Origin of the sequence: Martelella radicis (assembly GCF_014196625.1) — a bacterium.
In the GTDB taxonomy this organism is placed as follows: domain Bacteria; phylum Pseudomonadota; class Alphaproteobacteria; order Rhizobiales; family Rhizobiaceae; genus Martelella; species Martelella radicis.
This window is the reverse complement of the sequence record NZ_JACIDZ010000001.1, coordinates 474,544-492,991: the sequence shown is the minus strand read 5'-3', so window position 1 is coordinate 492,991 and position 18,448 is coordinate 474,544. Positions and strand designations below refer to the sequence as shown.

Here is an 18,448-nt window from a genome sequence, read left to right as displayed (position 1 = left end):
GTCTTCAGGCCAATCGAGTGCGTGGGCAGCACTCAATCATTTTTCGAGCCTGCCGTATCGTTCCTCGTGAAAAAATAAAGTGTTCCAATAAAGACGATGACCGATGCCAGCCAGGCGAGAATGACATCGGACAGGTAATGGCCGCCATAGGCAAGCCTCATGACGGGGGATGCAAGGGCGACCGCGATCAGCGGCGGTGAGAACAAAAGTTTATACCTATCCGGCACAAGAAAGACAGCATAGCAGAAAAGCCAGCCCGCGCCTGCTGCCTCGCCTGAAATGAACGAACAGTTTGAGCCGCATGCGCCGGAAAAATCACCGGCCGGCACGAAGCTCAGGTCGCCGCCGAAGAAATCAGTGTTCCGCGGGCGCGGGCGGTGCGAATGCTCCTTCAGGATGACATTGACGAGAAGGCCAGGGCCGAGAATGAGAGACGTGAGGCCCGCCAACAAGCGCCTTGCGCCTTTCCCGTCATAGGTCGCGCCATGATGGGAAAGGACGACGACCAGCCTGTAGATAATGAAAATGCCCAGGCCGATCGGAAGGTAGAAGATCGCCTCGCGCAGCAGGCCGAGCGCCTTGTCCTGCGATATCGGGAAAATGCCGCAAACAGCGGCCAGCGCAGAGGTCGGTTCACATTCGGTCTTTTCAAAGAAGGCGCGGGAGGCAGCGACGTCGACGCCGGGAAAGAGGTAGAAGAACGCGAGCACCAACCACCACAGGACAAACAAAACGACAAAAGCCGCCTTGAGCGGAGGCATTTCGCCAAGGCGACCGGACATATCTGTTAGCCTTCGTTTCGGTCTAGAACTTGGCAATGCAGGTTTTCCGGTTTCGTTCGTCATGCATGGATGCACACCGTTTCCAATTTGGTGGTTTTAAGTGTTATGAGGACAGCGTCAACCGTTCTTGCTGCGTTGCGTTAACGAGGAGTAGATTTCCCATTTCACAACCTGACGGCAGAAACACGACGCGCATTCCAGAAACCCGGAGCACCGAAATGAAATTCTCGATTTCCTTTGTGAAAACGGCCGACATCGCCGACAAGACAGTCATCACGCTCGGCACGGAAGACGGCGCTCCGGCCGGCTTCGGCGCGCTGGGCGATGTCGGCGCGCTTTATGAAAAAGCAGCAGCCACGGCCGGCTTCAAGGCTGAACCCGGTTCCGCGCTCGATCTTATCTCGCCCGCAGAATGCTCCGCCGCGCGCTTGTTCGTGCTCGGCCTCGGGAAAGCCGAACAGCTTTCGGCGAACAGTTTTCTGCGCGCCGGCGGCAAGGCGGCGGGGCTGGCGCCGAAGGCCAAGGCCCTGGTGGTTTTTCCTGAAGCAGCAGGCGTTGCGGCCGTTGCCGGCAATATAGCCGAATTCGCGCTCGGAATGATGCTTGGCGGTTACAATTTCGATCGTTTCAAGACGACCGGGCGCGACGATGAAGACGAGGCGAAGGAGATCGCTGTCGAGATCGTAACATCGGATCCCGTTGCCGCAGAAGCCGCCTTTGCCGAGCGCCAGGCAATCGGCGAGGGCGTGATTCTGGCCCGGGAAATGGTCAACCTACCGGCCAATATTCTGGGTCCCCGCGAATTCGCCGACAAGGCCAGGGAACTCGAATCGCTTGGCGCCAGGGTGGAGCTCTTGGATGAGGCCAAGATGCGCGAGCTCGGCATGGGCGCTCTTCTCGGCGTCGCGCAGGGGTCGGTTCGCCCGCCCTACCTTGCCGTCATCGAATGGAATGGCGGCAGCACCGACGAGCGTCCGATCGCCTTCGTCGGCAAGGGCGTCGTCTTCGACACCGGCGGTATTTCAATCAAACCGGCGGCTTCGATGGAGGACATGAAAGGCGACATGGGCGGCGCAGCGGCGGTCATCGGCCTGATGCACACGCTTGCGGCGCGCAAGGCGAAGGTCAATGCGGTCGGTATTCTGGGTCTTGTGGAAAACATGCCCGATGGCAACGCGCAGCGTCCGGGTGATATCGTGACCTCGATGTCAGGGCAGACAATCGAGGTGATCAACACCGACGCCGAAGGCCGTCTGGTGCTCGCCGATGCGCTTTTCTACTGCAATCAGCGCTTCAAACCGCGTTTCATGATCGATCTTGCGACCCTGACAGGCGCGGTGATGGTGGCGCTGGGCGCCCACCGCGCGGGCCTGTTTTCCAATGATGACGGCCTTTCCGCCGAACTCGCCAAGGCATCGGAGACGACCGACGAGAAGATCTGGCGCCTGCCGCTCGGCGAGGAATATGACCGCATGGTCGACAGCCGGTTTGCCGATATGCGCAATACCGGCGGCTCGCGCCATGCCGGATCGATCACGGCCGCGCAGTTCCTGAAGCGCTTCGTGGGCGAAACGCCCTGGGCGCATCTCGACATAGCGGGCACCGCCATGGGCGCACCGAAAAGCGAGATCAATCGCGGCTGGGCCTCGGGCTTCGGCGTACGCCTCCTCGATGAACTGGTCCGCAGTCAGTACGAAGCGCGCGATTGAGCGGAGAGGGCGGCCCGGTGACCGAAATCCTGTTCTATCATCTGACGGAATCACTGCGCGAGGCCGCCTTGCCGCCGCTTGTCGAGAAAAGTCTGGAGCGCGGCTGGCGGGTCGCGATCCAGACCGCAAGCGAGGCCGAGCGCGACCGCCTCGACGGCATTTTGTGGACTTTTCGCGCCGACAGCTTCATTCCGCATGGAACGGACGGTGAAGACAATATCGATGCCCAGCCGGTGCTGCTGACGACCGCCGGCACGAACGGCAACGCCGCCGATATCCGTTTCTTCGTCGAAGGCGCCGAGGTGGACGATGTCGATGGCTACAGTCGCGTCGTGGTGATGTTCGACGGCCACGACACCGATGAACTCACCAAAGCGCGCGCGCAATGGAAGGCACTGCGGCAAGGTGATCACAGCCTTACCTATTGGCAGCAGGGCGAGGGTGGACGATGGCAGAAAAAAGCCTGACCGGGAGCAAGAGGGCGTGAGCGCGGGGCTTGGGCTGCCGCCGTCGAGCCCATCCCGCAAACGCGAACCCGGTTCGTCTTGCTGTCTTGGCGCATCTCGCGGGCAGGCGGGACATTTCCGCAGCACTGCGAAACGTTCCAAAGCACGAAGCGTAGATCGAATAGGCTAGAGCGCCCTTTGTGCGTCCGAATGGACCGACGGCGCTCTAGCCGTCATTCGTCGAATTGAGGTCCTCCGGGCGGATTCCGTCGCACGGATCGAGGGAGCGCGCGAGGCGCACGCCGGGTCCTCCGCCGTGCTCACCGTCCTCGATAAAGGCAACGCCATTTTTCTCGAACGCCTTTTCCAGCGCATCGGCAACGGCAAAATCGCGGTCGCCGCCATCCGTTTCCGCCTTGGCTATGGCGTCGCGGTCAACGCCGGTCTTGGCCGCGGCTTCATCTTGCGAAAGTCCGAGCAGAGCGCGGGCCGCGCGGATCTGGTGCGATGTGATCATGGTCGTGATGCCTTCGGCGAGCGTTGTCTGTGTTGACGATCTATAACATTTCCAATGTGGAAAATCTTCGGCGGTTCCATGCCCGGTCGAAAAATCATCGTCGAGACAGGATCAGCGCCGGTTCGCCGGCGGACCAGCCATCCACTTGATGATGAACATCGCCGGTATGATCCAGAGAAGACCGGTCAGGAAGAAGTAGAGCAGGGCGGCCCAGGCGGGTCGACCGTCCAGCACGACGGTTGCCAGCGTCGTGGCCGTCAGGGCATAGACAATCACCAGCGTGACGATCAGTATCGTTCCGATAAATTTACGCAATCTGACTGGCACGGCGGCAATTCCCCCCTTATGAAGTGATTTGAGACTATGCCGTCGATCGGCATGTGTGAAGCCCGGCGGACGCGATCCGCCAGGTCATGCACATGAGCGGTGACGACAATGCTGGTTTTGACTGGAGAAAAAGGCCGATGGCAAATGTAACTTCCCCCGCCATTAGCGAGAGCGAACAGCGGTTCAATGCCGCGCTCGTGCGGGGCTGGCTTTATTTCGTTGTTCTGACGCTGTTCTGTCTGGTGCTGGTCGGCGGCGCGACGCGGCTGACTCAGTCGGGCCTGTCGATCACCGAGTGGAAGCCGATCCACGGCATCATTCCCCCCTTGAGCCTTGCCGAGTGGCAGGAGGAATTCGACCTTTACAAGAGAATTCCCGAATATCAGTTGCTGAACAAGGGCATGTCGCTTGCCGAGTTCCAGAACATCTTCTGGTGGGAATGGAGCCATCGCCTTCTGGCCCGCACGGTCGGGTTGATCTTCGCCCTGCCGCTCCTGTTCTTCTGGATGTCGAAGCGCCTTCCGAAGGGGCTTGGCTGGCCGCTGACCGGCGTGCTTGCGCTTGGCGGGCTGCAGGGCTTCATCGGCTGGTGGATGGTGTCATCGGGCCTGACGGAACGCACCGATGTCAGCCAGTATCGCCTCGCCGTCCACCTGATCATGGCCTGTCTGATCATTGCGGCCTGCGTCTACATCGCAAGGGGGCTTAAACCCCGCCGCCATGAGGATCCGCCGACCGGTGCTTCGCATGGGTTCGCGATCGTGCTTCTCGTCGCGGCCTTCATCCAGATCTATCTCGGCGCATTGGTGGCCGGGCTTGATGCCGGGCTTTCATACAATACCTGGCCGCTGATGGATGGCGCGATCGTGCCGCAGGACCTGCTGCTGCATCAGCCGGCATGGCTGAACTTCTTCGAAAATCCGAAGACCGTGCAGTTCACCCACCGCATGGGCGGCTATGTCCTGCTGCTTCTGGCGCTGCTGCATTATGTCGTGGAATGGCGCGGTGCGGTGGCGCGCGGGCTTGATCTGGAACTTTCCCAGCATGCGCGCGGGGCGCTGGCAATCCTGATCGTCATCCTGCTGCAGGCGGTGCTCGGCATCTTCACGCTGGTGCTGCAGATGCCGCTGTGGCTGGCGCTGTCGCATCAGGCCGGCGCGATCATCGTTCTGATTCTCGTCACCGGCCATCTGCGCGGCTATCGCAGGCCTCTCATCGAAGAGGTCTGAGAGGGACTAACCGAAGCGGTAGGCCGAATAGGGCTTGCCGCGAAAATTGCCCTGGAAGACCTGCTTGCCGGTATCTTCGCCGGCAGCGCCGGCGGCGACGAAGACCGGAACCAGATGGTCGTGGTCGGGCACGTGGCATTCCAGCGCATCCGGGTTCTGCGTCCATGTGGCGAGCCGGGCCGCGCGCTCGGCCGGGTCCGCGATGGACAGTGCGTCCTTCAGCCAGTCATCGAACCGGGTCGCGGCCGCCGCATGCTCTTCATCCCTGCGGTAGAACATGCGCATATTGTGGTAGGAAAGGCCCGAGGCGACGATCAGGATATCCTCGTCGCGCAAGGATTGCAGCGCCTCGCCGATCCGGAAATGGGTCTCGGCCGAAAGGTCCGGGTCGAGCGACATCATCACGATCGGTACATCGGCCTGCGGGTACATCATCATGAACGGGATGAAGACGCCATGGTCGAAGCCGCGCTCGGAATCGGCCGCCGTTTCAATGCCGGAGGACGCCAGAACGTCACGCACATGCTCGGCGACATCCGGCGCACCGGGGGCGGGGTAGTCGAGCTCGAACGTATGGGGCGGAAAGCCGTAATAGTCGAAATACATGCCGGGGTGCGCTGCCGTTGAAACGGTCAGCCTGTCGACCTTTTCCCAATGGGCCGAGATCACCAGAACCGCCTTCGGGCGGCGTCCGAGCGCTTCATCGAAGCCCTTGAGATAGACTTCGAGCTCCTTCCACGGGTCATTGGGCGGAAGGATGCCTTCGGGCCCGTGCATGAATGGCCAAGAACCGCCGCCATGGGGAATGAAGAAGACGGGAAGACGCGATTGCGTAGACATCGGATAAATCCTCGCTGATTGCTTTCACCCAATATAGCGAGGCGGGCGACCGGCCGCGACGGGCGAACCGGTCGACGGATTGTTCACTGATCAGGCAGACAGCATCAGGTCCATGTTTTGCACGGCGGCGCCCGATGCGCCCTTGCCGAGATTGTCGAGCTGAGCCACGAGATTGACATGAGCACCGCCGCCGAAGACGTAGATCTTCATGATGTCCTGGCCCGCAAGCTCTTCGGCATTGAGGCGGGCGAGCGAGCCGCTTTCGGCAAGCGGCACGACCTGAACGATATCCTGGCCGGCGTAGTATTCCGAAAGCAGCGCGTGGATGCTCTCCTGGTTGTGGTCGCCCTCAAGCTCCTCGAGATAAAGCGGCACCTGAACCAGCATGCCCTGCGGGAACCGGCCGACGGACGGCGAGAAGATCGGCGCGCGCGGCAGAAGGCCGTGCGTGGTCATTTCCGGCACGTGCTTGTGCGCCAGGTTGAGGCCATAGAGGAAATGCGGCGCGTCGATGTGGTCGTCGCGGCTTTTATCCTCCATCTGGGCAATCAGGTTCTTGCCGCCGCCCGTATAGCCGGAGACGGCGTTGATGGTGACCGGATAGGCGTCGGGGATGATGCCCGCCGCACGCAAAGGCCGGATCAGGCCGATCGCGCCGGTCGGGTAGCAGCCGGGATTGGCGACATGACGGGCGCCACGGATGCGCTCGGCCTGGCCTTTGTCCATCTCGGCAAAGCCATAGGCCCAGTCGGGATTGACGCGATAGGCCGTCGACGTGTCGATGACGCGCACGCTGTTATTGCCCGCGAGCATGCCGACGGCTTCGCGCGACGCATCATCGGGCAGGCAGAGAATGGCGATATCGGCGCTGTTGATCAGGTCCTCGCGCATCTTCGGATTGCGCCGTTCCTCATGCGGGATCGACAGAAGCTCGACGGCGCGGCGTTCAGCCATGCGGGTGCGGATCTGCAGCCCAGTCGTGCCGTGTTCGCCGTCGATGAAGATCTTCGCTGCCATTTTCCTGTCCTGTCGCTGTGAGGGGCATGTCGCTTCAGCTCATATATAAAGCGGGCCCCGAAGGCCCGCAATGTTTTCACCTGACTGAATATCGCAATGGTTCAGTGCTTGACCTCGCGGAAGATCACTTCCGGAAGGCTGCCGAGCGCCGGGTAGAGCGGAATGAGGCAGGCCTGAAGCGCGTGGTAGATGTCGCTCTTGCCTGGGAAAAGCGTTGCCTGCGGCACCAGATCCTCCGAAAGCTCCTCGTGCCAGCCGCCTTTCTCGTGGTCGATCAGATGGTTGGCGACGAAGCTCCACTGCTTGCGGTAGGCATACATGTGCATGTCCTGGCCGAAATGCGAGGTGAGGAAGTGCGTCGCGCCGATGCCCTCGCAATGCGGCCACCAGAGCTTGGCCCGGTTCTTCGGCTTGTTGTCCCAGTCGAGCGTGTAGAACATGCCGCGCTTTTCGTAATCCCAGCCGAGCTTGAAGGCGGAGACGAACAGCTCGTGCGCGGCCTTCGGCATCCAGCTGTGCGAGCGGCCGGTGAGCGTGTGAAGCTGCAGCAGGAGGCGGGTCCATTCCAGCCAGTGCCCGGGGGTGGTGCCGGAGGGGCGGAACATCTCGTTGCCCGAATAGTTGTAGTCTATCTTCCAGTCCTCGGTGAAATGCTCGGCGACACGGAAACCGCACTCGCGGGCGTGCTTGTTGATGATCAGCTCGGCGATCCGCTTGGCCTTGGTGAGATATTCGATATCGCCGGTGACCTCATAGGCCTCCATCAGCGCCTCGGTCATGTGCATGTTGCAGTTCTGGCCGCGATAGCCGCGCACGGGCGTCCAGTCGGTCTCGAACTCCTCGGCGACCGCGCCGTGCTTCTCTTCCCAGAAGTGTTTGTTGATGACCTCGGTGACGTCGGCGATCATCGCGTCGGCCAGCGGATGACCGGCGAATTTCGCAGAGGACGCCGCCAGCAGCACGAAGGCGTGGCCATAGGCCTGTTTCGAGGGGTCGGCCACGGGGCCGTCGTCGTTGATCTGCCAGAAATAGCCGCCGCGTTCCTTGTCGCGGTGGTTCTCCCACAGATAATGCATGCCGTGGTCCATCAGGTCATCGCAGCCGGGCCGTCCAAGGAGGTGACCGATCGCCATGCAGTGGACCATGCGCGCGGTGGTGTGGATGCCGCGAACCGGATTGTCCCCGCCGGTCGGCCTGCCATCCTTGTCAAACTCGAAGAAGCCGCCCTTCGGGTTGATCGAGCGGTACTGGAAATAGTCGAACAGGTCGTTGGCCTGCTTCCACAGCCATTCACGGTGATAGGGCCTGTTGATCCAGCGTGGCGGGGCGACAAGTGTGTTGATCTTCGGTTTCATGGGCAAACCCTCCCTTTCATGCAACCGGGCGCTGCGCCGGCGCACGGGAAATGTTGATCGCTACTGTCGGATGAGGCATCCGGATTGGCCGCGCACGCTCCGTTCAGTCACTTGATTAGTTTATATCGCGCGCAGGATAGCATCTCAATTCCGATTTGCATCCTGCTTGATCATGCGCAAAGAATGCTGGAAAACCACCGCCCGCGCGAAGGAAATCGTCTTCTGGGGCGCAATAGCGGCCGTACTCGGCCACTTTCCACATATTGACATAAACATATCTTTATGTGATTTCACGACTTCGGAAACTGGAGATGGCTCATGCTTGACGAACTGTTCGGAGAAGAAGCCCCGAAGCGCACCGGCAAGGAAATCCGTGCCGCGCTGGAAAAGGCGGCGCGCGAGCGCATCCTCATCCTCGACGGCGCGATGGGCACGCAGATCCAGGGTCTGGGCTTCGATGAGGACCATTTCCGCGGCGATCGCTTTATCGGCTGCGCCTGCCACCAGCAGGGCAATAACGACCTTCTGATTCTGAGCCAGCCGAAGGCGCTTGAGGATATTCATTACGAATACGCCATCGCCGGCGCGGATATTCTGGAGACCAACACGTTTTCCAGCACCCGCATCGCCCAGGCCGACTACCAGATGGAGGACATGGTCTATGAGCTGAATCGCGACGGTGCGCGGCTTGCCCGCCGCGCCGCGATCCGCGCTCAGCAGGAAGATGGCCGCCGCCGCTTCGTCGCCGGCGCCGTTGGGCCGACCAACCGCACGGCCTCGATCTCACCTGACGTGAACAATCCGGGCTATCGCGCTGTAACCTTTGATCAATTGCGCGATGCATATCGCGAGCAGATCGAGGGACTGATCGACGGCGGATCGGACCTGATCCTGATCGAGACCATTTTCGACACGCTGAATGCCAAGGCCGCCGTCTTCGCCGCCCGCCAGGCCTTCCGCGCCAAGGGCATCGAACTGCCGCTGATGATCTCCGGCACGATCACCGACCTTTCCGGCCGCACGCTCTCCGGCCAGACGCCGACCGCCTTCTGGAACTCGCTGTCGCATGCCGATCCGTTTACGATCGGGCTCAACTGCGCGCTCGGGGCTGATGCCATGCTGCCGCACCTGCAGGAGCTTTCCGGCGTTGCCGACACCTATATCTGCGCCTATCCCAATGCCGGCCTGCCGAACGAATTCGGCCAATATGATCAGGATCCGGAGGAAATGGCCGGGCTGATCCGCCCCTTCGCCCAGCAGGGCCTCGTCAACATCGTTGGCGGCTGCTGCGGATCGACCCCGGAACATATCGGCGCCATTGCCGAGATCGCCTCGAATTTTGCACCGCGCGAAGTGCCGGAACACAGGCCGGTGCTCTCGCTTTCGGGGCTCGAACCGTTTCACCTGACCAAGGACATTCCCTTCGTCAATGTCGGCGAGCGCACCAACGTCACCGGCTCGGCGAAGTTCCGCAAGCTGATCACCAATGCCGACTACGCGACCGCGCTTGATGTCGCCCGCGATCAGGTGGAGGCCGGCGCGCAGATCATCGACATCAACATGGACGAGGGCCTGATCGATTCGGAGCGGGCGATGGTCGAATACCTGAACCTGATCGCCGCCGAACCGGACATTGCGCGCGTGCCGCTGATGATCGATTCGTCGAAATGGGAGATCATCGAGGCCGGGCTGAAATGTGCCCAGGGCAAGTCGCTGGTCAACTCGATCTCGCTGAAGGAAGGCGAGGAGCAGTTCGTCGAACGGGCGCAACTGATCCGGGACTATGGCGCGGCAACCGTGGTCATGGCCTTTGACGAGAAGGGACAGGCCGACACCTTCGAGCGCAAGGTCGAGATCTGTTCGCGCGCCTACAAGATCCTCACCGAGACGGTCGGCTTCCCGCCCGAAGACATCATTTTCGACCCGAACATCTTCGCCGTCGCGACCGGGATCGAGGAACATGACAATTACGGCGTCGATTTCATCGAGGCGACGCGGGCGATCCGCAAGAACCTGCCTTACGCGCATGTCTCGGGCGGCGTCTCGAACCTCTCCTTCTCCTTCCGTGGCAACGAGCCGGTGCGCCAGGCCATGCATGCCGTGTTCCTCTATCACGCCATCCAGGCGGGCATGGACATGGGCATCGTCAATGCCGGTCAGTTGATCGTCTACGAGACGATCGATCCGGAACTGCGCGAGGCCTGCGAGGATGTGGTCCTCAACCGTCGCTCGGATGCCACCGAACGCCTGCTCGATATTGCCGAGCGCTATCGCGGAACCGGCAAGACGGAAGAGCGCAAGCAGGATCTCGCCTGGCGCGAATGGCCGGTGGAGAAACGGCTGGAGCATGCGCTCGTCAACGGCATCACCGAATATGTCGAGGGCGACGTTGAAGAGGCGCGCCAGGCCGCGGAGCGGCCGCTGCATGTGATCGAAGGTCCGCTGATGGCCGGCATGAATGTCGTCGGCGATCTCTTCGGCGCCGGCAAGATGTTCCTGCCGCAGGTGGTGAAGTCCGCGCGCGTGATGAAGCAGGGCGTGGCCGTGCTTCTGCCCTACATGGAAGAGGAAAAACGCCTGAGCGGCGCGGAGGAGGGCGGCTCTAACGGCAAGGTGATCATGGCCACCGTGAAGGGCGATGTGCACGACATCGGCAAGAACATCGTCGGCGTCGTGCTCGCCTGCAACAATTACGAGATCATCGATCTCGGCGTGATGGTGCCGGCGGAGAAGATCCTGGCGGCGGCGAAGGAGCACAAGGCCGATATCATCGGGCTATCCGGCCTGATCACGCCCTCGCTCGACGAGATGGTGCATGTGGCTTCCGAAATGGAGCGGCAGGGCTTTGACATCCCGCTTCTGATCGGCGGCGCGACCACCAGCCGGACGCATACGGCGGTGAAGATCGACCCGGCCTATAACAGGGGCCAGGTTGTCTATGTGGTGGATGCGAGCCGTGCCGTGGGCGTGGTCAACAATCTCCTGTCTGCGGAACTGAAGGGCGGCTACATCGCCGGCATTCAGGAGGAATATGCCAAGGTGGCGGAAAGCCACCGCCGGGCCGAGGCGCAGAAGAACCGCCTGCCGCTCGCGGCCGCGCGCGCCAACCATGTCAAGGTCGACTGGAACGCCTACGAGCCACACGCGCCGTCCTTCCTCGGGACGAAGGTTTTCGATGATTACGATCTGGAAGAGCTGTCCCGCTATATCGACTGGACGCCGTTCTTCCAGACCTGGGAGTTGAAAGGCCGCTATCCCAACATTCTGGAAGACGAAAAGCAGGGCGAGACCGCGCGTCAGCTCTTTGCCGATGCGCAGGCGATGCTGAAGAAGATCATCGAGGAGAAGTGGTTCCGGCCGCGCGCGGTCATCGGATTCTGGCCGGCCAATGCCGTCGGCGACGATATCCGCCTCTACAAGGACGAGAGCCGCGGGCAAGAGCTCGCGACCTTCTTCACACTGCGCCAGCAGCTCTCCAAGCGCGGCGACCGCCCGAATGTGGCGCTTTCCGATTTCGTCGCGCCGGTCGAAAGCGGCAAACGGGATTATGTCGGCGGCTTTGTCGTCACGGCCGGTTTCGAGGAAATCGCGATCGCTGAGCGTTTCGAACGCGCCAATGACGACTATTCCTCGATCATGGTCAAGGCGCTCGCCGATCGCTTCGCCGAAGCCTTCGCCGAACGCATGCACGAGCGCGTACGCCGCGAGTTCTGGGGTTATGCGCCCGACGAGAACTTCACCAATGCCGAACTGATCGGCGAGCCTTACGGCGGCATCCGTCCGGCACCCGGCTATCCGGCCCAGCCCGACCATACGGAAAAACGCACGCTGTTCGACCTGCTGGATGCGGAAAAGGCATCGGGCGTGGAACTGACGGAAAGCTATGCCATGTGGCCGGGCTCTTCGGTCTCCGGCATCTATATTGGCCATCCCGACAGCTATTATTTCGGCGTCGCCAAGGTCGAGCGCGACCAGGTGGAAGACTATGCCGCGCGAAAGGGCATGGATGTGGAAGAGGTTGAGCGCTGGCTCGGGCCGGTGCTCAACTATATTCCCGGCGATAATGGCAGCGAGGCGGACGACGCGGCAGCCTGAGTGGCTGGCAGACACTGCCTGAGGCGAGAATGCCTCAGGCCGCGCTGGCCTTCATCGCCGCCAGAGCCTCTTCGTCAAGGCTCGTGGCGCGCTTGAGGGCCGGACGATCCGAGACGCGATCGGCATAGGCTTCGAAGACCGGGCGTTTCTCGATGGCGCCGGAGTTGAAGCACCAGATCAGTTGCGAGCTGAAATAGATGTCGACGGCGCGGAAGTGATCGCCGCAGATATAAGGCCTGCCGGTCAGTGCCTCTTCCAGCGTTGCCGTCACATCTTCGGCCCGGCCGTAACCCATCATGCCCTGACGCTTCTGCGGGACCGTAAAGCCCATTTCGTGGTTGGTGACGAGCTCTTCGAGCGGTCCGGCGGCGAAGAACATCCAGCGGTAATAATCGGGCCTCTCGTCCGGGGTTGGCCCGAGTCCCGCTTCGGGAAAGGCTTCCGCCAGGTAGGTGCAGATCGCTGCAACCTCGGTGACAATGGCTTCGCCGTGGCGAATGGCCGGCACCTTTCCCATGCGGTTCACCGCCAGATAGTCCGGCGTCTTCATCGCGCCACCATAGGCGAGCAGATGCGTTTCATAGGGGACGCCGGTTTCCTCGAGCATCCAGCGAACAATGCAACCACGCGACTGCGGGTTGGTATAGAAGTGCAAATCCCCCATCGGGCATTCCCTCCATCCATTTGTGCGCTTCCGGCTTATGCCTGGTTAGCGGCTGCAGCAAGACGGAATAGCGTGGACAATCGGGTGCGCGCGAAAAGGTCGCAGCCAGGCTCTTGCGTTACGACATTTCCGCAGCCGCGGCGTCATCCAGTTCGCTGGCGCGGATGAAGGCCGGACGGGAAATAAGCCGTTCGGCATAGGCGCGGAATGACGGCCGGTCTTCGACCGTGTTGAAGCGCATGCCCCAGGCAAGCTGAGATCCGACATAGACGTCCGCAGCGGTGAATGCGTCGCCCGCGATGTAGGGATGTGTCGATAGCCATGTGTCGAGCGTATCCATCACGTGGCCGAAATTGCCGTAGCCAATGGCGCGCTCGCGCTCCGCCGGTACCTCGAAGCCGAACGTTCTGTTGACGACCGCCGCCTCAAGCGGGCCGGCGCCGAAGAACAGCCAGCGGTAATAGGCGGCACGGTCATCCACGGCCGGCGCCAGGCCGGCATCTGGAAAGACGTCGGCGAGATAGGCGCAGATCGCGGCGCATTCGGTCACCACCTTGCCATCGTGCACGATCGTCGGCACCTTGCCCATCGGATTGATGGCCAGATAGTCGGCCGACTTCATCGTCCCGTTATAGGTCAGGATATGCGTTTCATACGGCGCGCCGGTCTCTTCCAGCATCCAGCGCACCATGCGTCCACGTGACTGTGGATTGGTATAGAAATCGAGTACGGCCATGACGCGCCCCTGAAATGTTCCCTCTATGTTCTTTCATCATGCCGCTATTCGCGGCGGAAGTAAACTGAAAATCCGGCACCAAAAAACCCGGCGCGAAGGCCGGGTTTCATGATCTTTATGGATGATTGCCTCAGGCAGCCATGGCCTTCTGCAGGTTCTCGTCGATCTTGTCGAGGAAGGCGGTGGTCGACAGCCACGGCTGGTCGGGGCCGATCAGCAGCGCCAGGTCCTTGGTCATGTGGCCGCTTTCGACCGTGTCGATGCAGACCTTCTCCAGCGTGTGGGCGAAGTTGGTCAGTTCCTCGTTGCCGTCGAGCTTGCCGCGATGGGCAAGGCCGCGCGTCCAGGCGAAGATCGAGGCGATCGAGTTGGTCGAGGTTTCCTGACCCTTCTGGTGCTGGCGGTAGTGACGGGTCACCGTGCCGTGGGCGGCTTCGGCTTCCACCGTCTTGCCGTCCGGGGTCATCAGAACCGAGGTCATCAGGCCGAGCGAGCCAAAACCCTGGGCGACGATGTCGGACTGGACGTCGCCGTCATAGTTCTTGCAGGCCCAGACATAACCGCCGGACCACTTCAGGGCGGCCGCGACCATGTCGTCGATCAGGCGATGTTCGTACCAGATCTTCTTGGCTTCGAACTGTTCCTTGAACTCGGCGTCGTAGATTTCCTGGAACAGATCCTTGAAGCGGCCGTCATAGGCCTTGAGGATGGTGTTCTTGGTCGACAGGTAGCAGGGAACGCCGCGCATCAGGGCGTAGTTCAGCGAGGCGCGGGCGAAATCGCGGATCGAATCATCGAGGTTGTACATCGCCATGGCAACGCCGGAGGAGGGGGCGTCGAAGACTTCGTGCTCGATCTCCTGGCCGTCTTCGCCAACGAACTTGATGGTCAGCTTGCCCTTGCCGGGGAACTTGAAGTCGGTGGCGCGGTACTGGTCGCCGAAGGCGTGACGGCCGACGATGATCGGCTGGGTCCAGCCGGGAACCAGGCGCGGCACGTTCTGCATGATGATCGGCTCGCGGAAGATCACGCCGCCCAAGATGTTGCGGATCGTGCCGTTGGGCGAGCGCCACATCTTCTTCAGCGAGAATTCCTCGACGCGAGCCTCATCCGGCGTGATGGTTGCGCATTTGATGCCGACGCCGTGCTTCTTGATGGCGTTGGCGGCATCAACGGTAACCTGGTCGTCGGTGGCGTCGCGGTTCTGGACCGAAAGGTCGTAATATTCGATCGGCAGGTCGAGATACGGGAAAATCAGCTTTTCCTTGATGAACTGCCAGATGATGCGGGTCATTTCATCGCCGTCGAGATCGACGACCGGATTTGCCACCTTGATCTTCGTCATTATCCATCCTCGTCTAGCGGGCGCCGTCGGAAACGCCCTTTTGTTGCAAGAAGTCCCGTGGGCTATAGCACCGCGATGCCGGGGAAAAAAGGCATTCGGGCGCTAAACTTTGGTAAAAAAGCCCCGATTTGCCCGGTGCGTCAAAATGACGGATGGCAGGAGCCGGGGATGAATTGCGCCGACGCCGGACGTCCCGGATCGACACAGGCAGTAGTGTAACAGTTGTTTTCTGCATAACTTGTGTTACAAGCGGCTATCAGCAGCCCAACGGTTCATTGTCATGCCGGAACTCAGTCCAATCGAAAGCGCGCTTCTTCGCCTCATCCGCGAAGACCCCTTTGCCGGCCAGCAGGCCATGGCCGAACGGCTCGGAATTTCGCGTCCGGCCGTGGCGGCCCATATCATGCGGCTGACGGAGCGCGGGCATATTCTCGGCCGGGGCTATGTCCTGCCGCCGGAGGGTCGCGTGATCGCCATCGGCGGCGCGGTGATCGACCGCAAATATCTTGCCCGCACGCCGTTGATCGCCGGGACCTCGAACCCGGTCGAGGGCATGCGCAGTTTCGGCGGCGTCGCCCGCAATGTTGCCGAAAACCTGGCGCTGCTCGGCACCACGACCGGTTTTGTGACCACCATCGGAAATGACGAGAACGGGCGCTCGCTTCTTGCGCATTTGCGAGAGCGGGGCGTCGACGTCGCCCATGTCATGACGCTTTCCGATCAGCGCACGGCCGAATATGCGGCAATCCTCGAACCCAGCGGGGAGCTTGCCTATGGCATCGCCGACATGGCGATCTTCGACCGGCTGACGCCGGCGATGATCGAAACCGTCTGGCCGGCGATTGCGTCCGCCAGCCTCGTCTTTGCCGACTGCAACCTTCCTGCCGAAACGCTTGCGACGCTGATTGCAAAGCGTCCGCAAAGCCGTTTCAGGCTGGCCATCGACGCCGTCTCGACGCCGAAGGTCATGCGTCTGCCGCAAAACCTGGAAGGGGTCGACCTTCTGTTTTTGAATCTGGACGAAGCATCAGCCTTTCTTGGGAAGTCTTTTACGCACGATATCAATGGCATGCGTGGCGGAGCCGAACTTCTACATGAAACCGGAGCGGCAGCCGTCATCCTCTCCTGCGGAGCAATCGGCGTCGTCGTCTGTTCGCCGGAGGGCACTGTCCACATCCCCGTCGTCAGGGCGAAGCCCGTCGACATGACCGGCGCCGGCGATGCGATGATCGCCGGCACGCTCAACTTCTATACCCGGAATGACACGCTGACCGAGGCGGTGCGCAAGGGCGCGCTGATCGGCTCGCTGACCACTGAAACGGCGGCGAGTGTCCATCCGGACCTGTCCAACCATTTCGTCGAGGCCAATCTTCACCGGCTCGGCACGACTGAAGGAGATCACCTTGTCTGAGATCGAAATCATCAAGAGCGGCGAAGTCGAAACCGCGTTGGCCGGCGGCAAGCCGGTCGTGGCGCTCGAATCCACCATCATCACCCACGGCATGCCCTATCCGGCCAATCTCGAGACCGCGCTTGCGGTCGAGGCCGTGGTGCGGGCAAACGGCGCGGTTCCGGCAACGATCGCGGTGATCGACGGCAAGCTGCATGCCGGCCTGGAAGAAGACGTCATCGAACGCCTCGCGAAGGTCGAGGATGGCATCGTCAAGGCATCGGGACGGGATCTTGCCGTGGCGATGGTCAAGGGCCAGACGGCGGGGACGACCGTCTCGGCGACGATGAAGATCGCGGCCCTTGCCGGCATTCCGATCTTCGCCACCGGCGGAGTTGGCGGCGTCCATCGCGGCGCGGAGCAGACCTTCGATATTTCCGCCGACCTCACCGAGCTCGGCCGCACAGCCGTCACCGTCATCTGCGCCGGCGTGAAGTCGATCCTCGATATTCCGAAAACGCTGGAAGTGCTGGAGACGCAGCGCGTGCCGGTCATGGCCTATCGGAGTGACGATTTCCCGGCCTTCTTCACCCGCTCGAGCGGCTATGCGGCCGATCATCGCATGGACAGCGCCGAGGATATCGCCAAGGCCATGGCGCTGCATGACGCGCTTGGCACCGGAACCGGCATTCTCGTCGCCAACCCCGTTCCGGAAGCCGATGCGCTCAGCCACGACTTCATCGACGGGACGATCGAGGACGCGCTCAGGGAAGCCAGCGAGAAGGGCATAACCCGCAAGGAACTGACGCCGTTCCTGCTTGCGCGGATCAACGAGCTTTCGGAAGGCCGCAGTCTTGCCGCCAATATCGCGCTGGTGAAGAACAACGCCGCGCTGGCAGCACAGATCGCAGTGGCGCGCGTCGCCATCTCGGATTGACAGGACGCATTGCCATCGGCGCGGTGACGACGTTATCCTCCCGGCAAACAGGGAGTGCATGATGACCGAAACCTTTGAAGCTCTGCTGATCCGCGCCAAGGACAATCCGAAGGCAAGCCTGGCGGAACTCAGCCTTTCAGACCTTCCGGATCTGCCTGTCCTTGTGCGGGTCGATTATTCGAGCCTGAATTACAAGGACGGTCTTTCGGTCACCGGCAAGGGGCGCATCGCGCGCCGCTTTCCGATGGTGCCGGGCATCGACATCGCCGGAACGGTCGTCGAATCGGCGTCAGAGGCCTTCAAACCCGGCGACAGAGTGATCGCCAATGGCAACGGCATGTCGGAAACCGAATGGGGCGCCTATAGCGCCTATCAGCGGGTCCGGCCGGAATGGCTGATGCCGCAGCCCGAGGGGCTGACCCAGAAACAGGCCATGGCAATCGGCACGGCCGGCTATACGGCGGCGCTCTGCGTCAATCAGCTGCTGGCCTGGGGTTCGCTTTCCACGGAAGACGGAAAGGTGCTGGTCACCGGGGCTGCCGGCGGCGTCGGCTCCTATGCGGTTGCGCTTCTCGCCTCGCTCGGCTTCAGCGTCACCGCCTCCACCGGCCGGCCGGAAACGCATGACTACCTGCGGCAGCTCGGAGCTTCCGATTTCATCGATCGACGCGAGCTTTCCGAAGCCGGAAAGCCGCTGCAGGCGGAACGCTGGACAGGCGCGGTCGACAGCGTCGGCTCAACGACGCTTGCCAATGTGCTGGCGCAGACGGTCTATGGCGGCGCGGTGACGGCCTGCGGTCTTGCCGGAGGACCGGATCTTCCGGCAACGGTGATGCCGCATATCCTGCGATCCGTTGCGCTGATCGGTGTCGATTCCGTGATGGCGCCGAAGAAGCGCCGGGAGGCGGCCTGGCGATTGCTGCAGACGCAACTGTCATCCGAGCAGATCGCGCTTGCAACGGAAGGCGAAGTCGCTCTCAAGGATCTGCCGCAAGCGGCTGAAGATATTCTTGCCGGCAAGGTGCGCGGTCGTATTGTCGTGAAGGTGAGCTAAGGTCG

16 protein-coding genes are annotated in these 18,448 nt (G+C 61.7%); 7 read left to right on the top strand and 9 right to left on the bottom strand.

Features of this window, described 5'->3' with window-relative positions; genetic code table 11:
* Positions 1-32 precede the first annotated feature (32 nt).
* Complete coding sequence (locus tag GGR30_RS02250; RefSeq protein WP_246413498.1) at positions 33-845, bottom strand: phosphatase PAP2 family protein; 813 nt, start codon at positions 843-845, stop codon at positions 33-35.
* Positions 846-1,000: 155 nt separating this feature from the next.
* On the opposite strand from GGR30_RS02250, the gene GGR30_RS02245 reads away from it, so the two are divergent.
* Together GGR30_RS02245 and GGR30_RS02240 are read left to right on the top strand one after the other, a co-directional pair.
* Positions 1,001-2,491 (top strand): leucyl aminopeptidase, encoded by a 1,491-nt coding sequence (locus tag GGR30_RS02245; RefSeq protein WP_183481982.1) that lies wholly within the window; start codon positions 1,001-1,003, stop codon positions 2,489-2,491.
* Positions 2,492-2,508: 17 nt separating this feature from the next.
* Complete coding sequence (locus GGR30_RS02240; protein ID WP_183482628.1) at positions 2,509-2,958, top strand: DNA polymerase III subunit chi; 450 nt, start codon at positions 2,509-2,511, stop codon at positions 2,956-2,958.
* Between the two features lie 205 nt (positions 2,959-3,163).
* On the opposite strand, the gene GGR30_RS02235 is transcribed toward GGR30_RS02240, so the two are convergent.
* Both GGR30_RS02235 and GGR30_RS02230 read right to left on the bottom strand, forming a co-directional pair.
* Positions 3,164-3,454: a helix-turn-helix domain-containing protein gene (locus GGR30_RS02235; protein WP_183481979.1), complete on the bottom strand. Its 291-nt coding sequence runs from the start codon at positions 3,452-3,454 to the stop codon at positions 3,164-3,166.
* Positions 3,455-3,565: 111 nt separating this feature from the next.
* Positions 3,566-3,781, bottom strand: coding sequence for a DUF2842 domain-containing protein (locus GGR30_RS02230; RefSeq protein ID WP_138749127.1), 216 nt, complete (start codon positions 3,779-3,781; stop codon positions 3,566-3,568).
* A 137-nt stretch (positions 3,782-3,918) separates the two neighbouring features.
* Here GGR30_RS02230 and GGR30_RS02225 point away from each other — a divergent pair, with 137 nt between their 5' ends.
* The gene (locus tag GGR30_RS02225; RefSeq protein ID WP_183481976.1) at positions 3,919-5,010 is read left to right on the top strand and encodes a COX15/CtaA family protein; all 1,092 of its coding nucleotides are present in this window, start codon (positions 3,919-3,921) and stop codon (positions 5,008-5,010) included.
* A 6-nt stretch (positions 5,011-5,016) separates the two neighbouring features.
* On the opposite strand, the gene GGR30_RS02220 is transcribed toward GGR30_RS02225, so the two are convergent.
* The 3 genes from GGR30_RS02220 to GGR30_RS02210 all read right to left on the bottom strand — a co-directional run bounded on the left by GGR30_RS02220 (position 5,017) and on the right by GGR30_RS02210 (position 8,222).
* Positions 5,017-5,850 (bottom strand): DODA-type extradiol aromatic ring-opening family dioxygenase, encoded by an 834-nt coding sequence (locus GGR30_RS02220; protein WP_183481973.1) that lies wholly within the window; start codon positions 5,848-5,850, stop codon positions 5,017-5,019.
* A 90-nt stretch (positions 5,851-5,940) separates the two neighbouring features.
* On the bottom strand, positions 5,941-6,867 hold the full coding sequence (argC, locus tag GGR30_RS02215) for an N-acetyl-gamma-glutamyl-phosphate reductase (RefSeq protein ID WP_183481968.1): 927 nt from the start codon (positions 6,865-6,867) through the stop codon (positions 5,941-5,943).
* 101 nt (positions 6,868-6,968) lie between these two features.
* Complete coding sequence (locus GGR30_RS02210) at positions 6,969-8,222, bottom strand: AGE family epimerase/isomerase (protein ID WP_183481965.1); 1,254 nt, start codon at positions 8,220-8,222, stop codon at positions 6,969-6,971.
* A 318-nt stretch (positions 8,223-8,540) separates the two neighbouring features.
* Between GGR30_RS02210 and metH the strand changes: the two genes are divergently transcribed.
* Positions 8,541-12,317, top strand: a complete 3,777-nt coding sequence (gene metH / locus GGR30_RS02205; RefSeq protein WP_183481962.1) for a methionine synthase — start codon at positions 8,541-8,543, stop codon at positions 12,315-12,317.
* A gap of 34 nt (positions 12,318-12,351) precedes the next feature.
* On the opposite strand, the gene GGR30_RS02200 is transcribed toward metH, so the two are convergent.
* The 3 genes from GGR30_RS02200 to GGR30_RS02190 all read right to left on the bottom strand — a co-directional run bounded on the left by GGR30_RS02200 (position 12,352) and on the right by GGR30_RS02190 (position 15,062).
* Positions 12,352-12,981, bottom strand: coding sequence for a glutathione S-transferase family protein (locus GGR30_RS02200; protein ID WP_183481959.1), 630 nt, complete (start codon positions 12,979-12,981; stop codon positions 12,352-12,354).
* 118 nt (positions 12,982-13,099) lie between these two features.
* A complete protein-coding gene (locus GGR30_RS02195; protein ID WP_183481956.1) occupies positions 13,100-13,717 on the bottom strand; it encodes a glutathione S-transferase family protein in 618 nt (205 codons plus the stop codon).
* A 130-nt stretch (positions 13,718-13,847) separates the two neighbouring features.
* On the bottom strand, positions 13,848-15,062 hold the full coding sequence (locus GGR30_RS02190) for an NADP-dependent isocitrate dehydrogenase (RefSeq protein WP_183481953.1): 1,215 nt from the start codon (positions 15,060-15,062) through the stop codon (positions 13,848-13,850).
* A 280-nt stretch (positions 15,063-15,342) separates the two neighbouring features.
* On the opposite strand from GGR30_RS02190, the gene GGR30_RS02185 reads away from it, so the two are divergent.
* From GGR30_RS02185 to GGR30_RS02175, 3 genes are all read left to right on the top strand, one after another.
* The gene (locus tag GGR30_RS02185) at positions 15,343-16,473 is read left to right on the top strand and encodes a carbohydrate kinase (protein WP_183481950.1); all 1,131 of its coding nucleotides are present in this window, start codon (positions 15,343-15,345) and stop codon (positions 16,471-16,473) included.
* Positions 16,466-17,389 carry a pseudouridine-5'-phosphate glycosidase gene (locus GGR30_RS02180; RefSeq protein ID WP_210287898.1) on the top strand — a complete coding sequence of 308 codons (924 nt, stop codon included), beginning with the start codon at positions 16,466-16,468 and terminating at the stop codon, positions 17,387-17,389. Before GGR30_RS02185 ends, GGR30_RS02180 begins: the two co-directional genes overlap by 8 nt.
* Positions 17,390-17,450: 61 nt before the next feature.
* A complete protein-coding gene (locus GGR30_RS02175) occupies positions 17,451-18,443 on the top strand; it encodes an MDR family oxidoreductase (RefSeq protein ID WP_183481947.1) in 993 nt (330 codons plus the stop codon).
* The last annotated feature ends 5 nt before the right edge of the window (positions 18,444-18,448 follow it).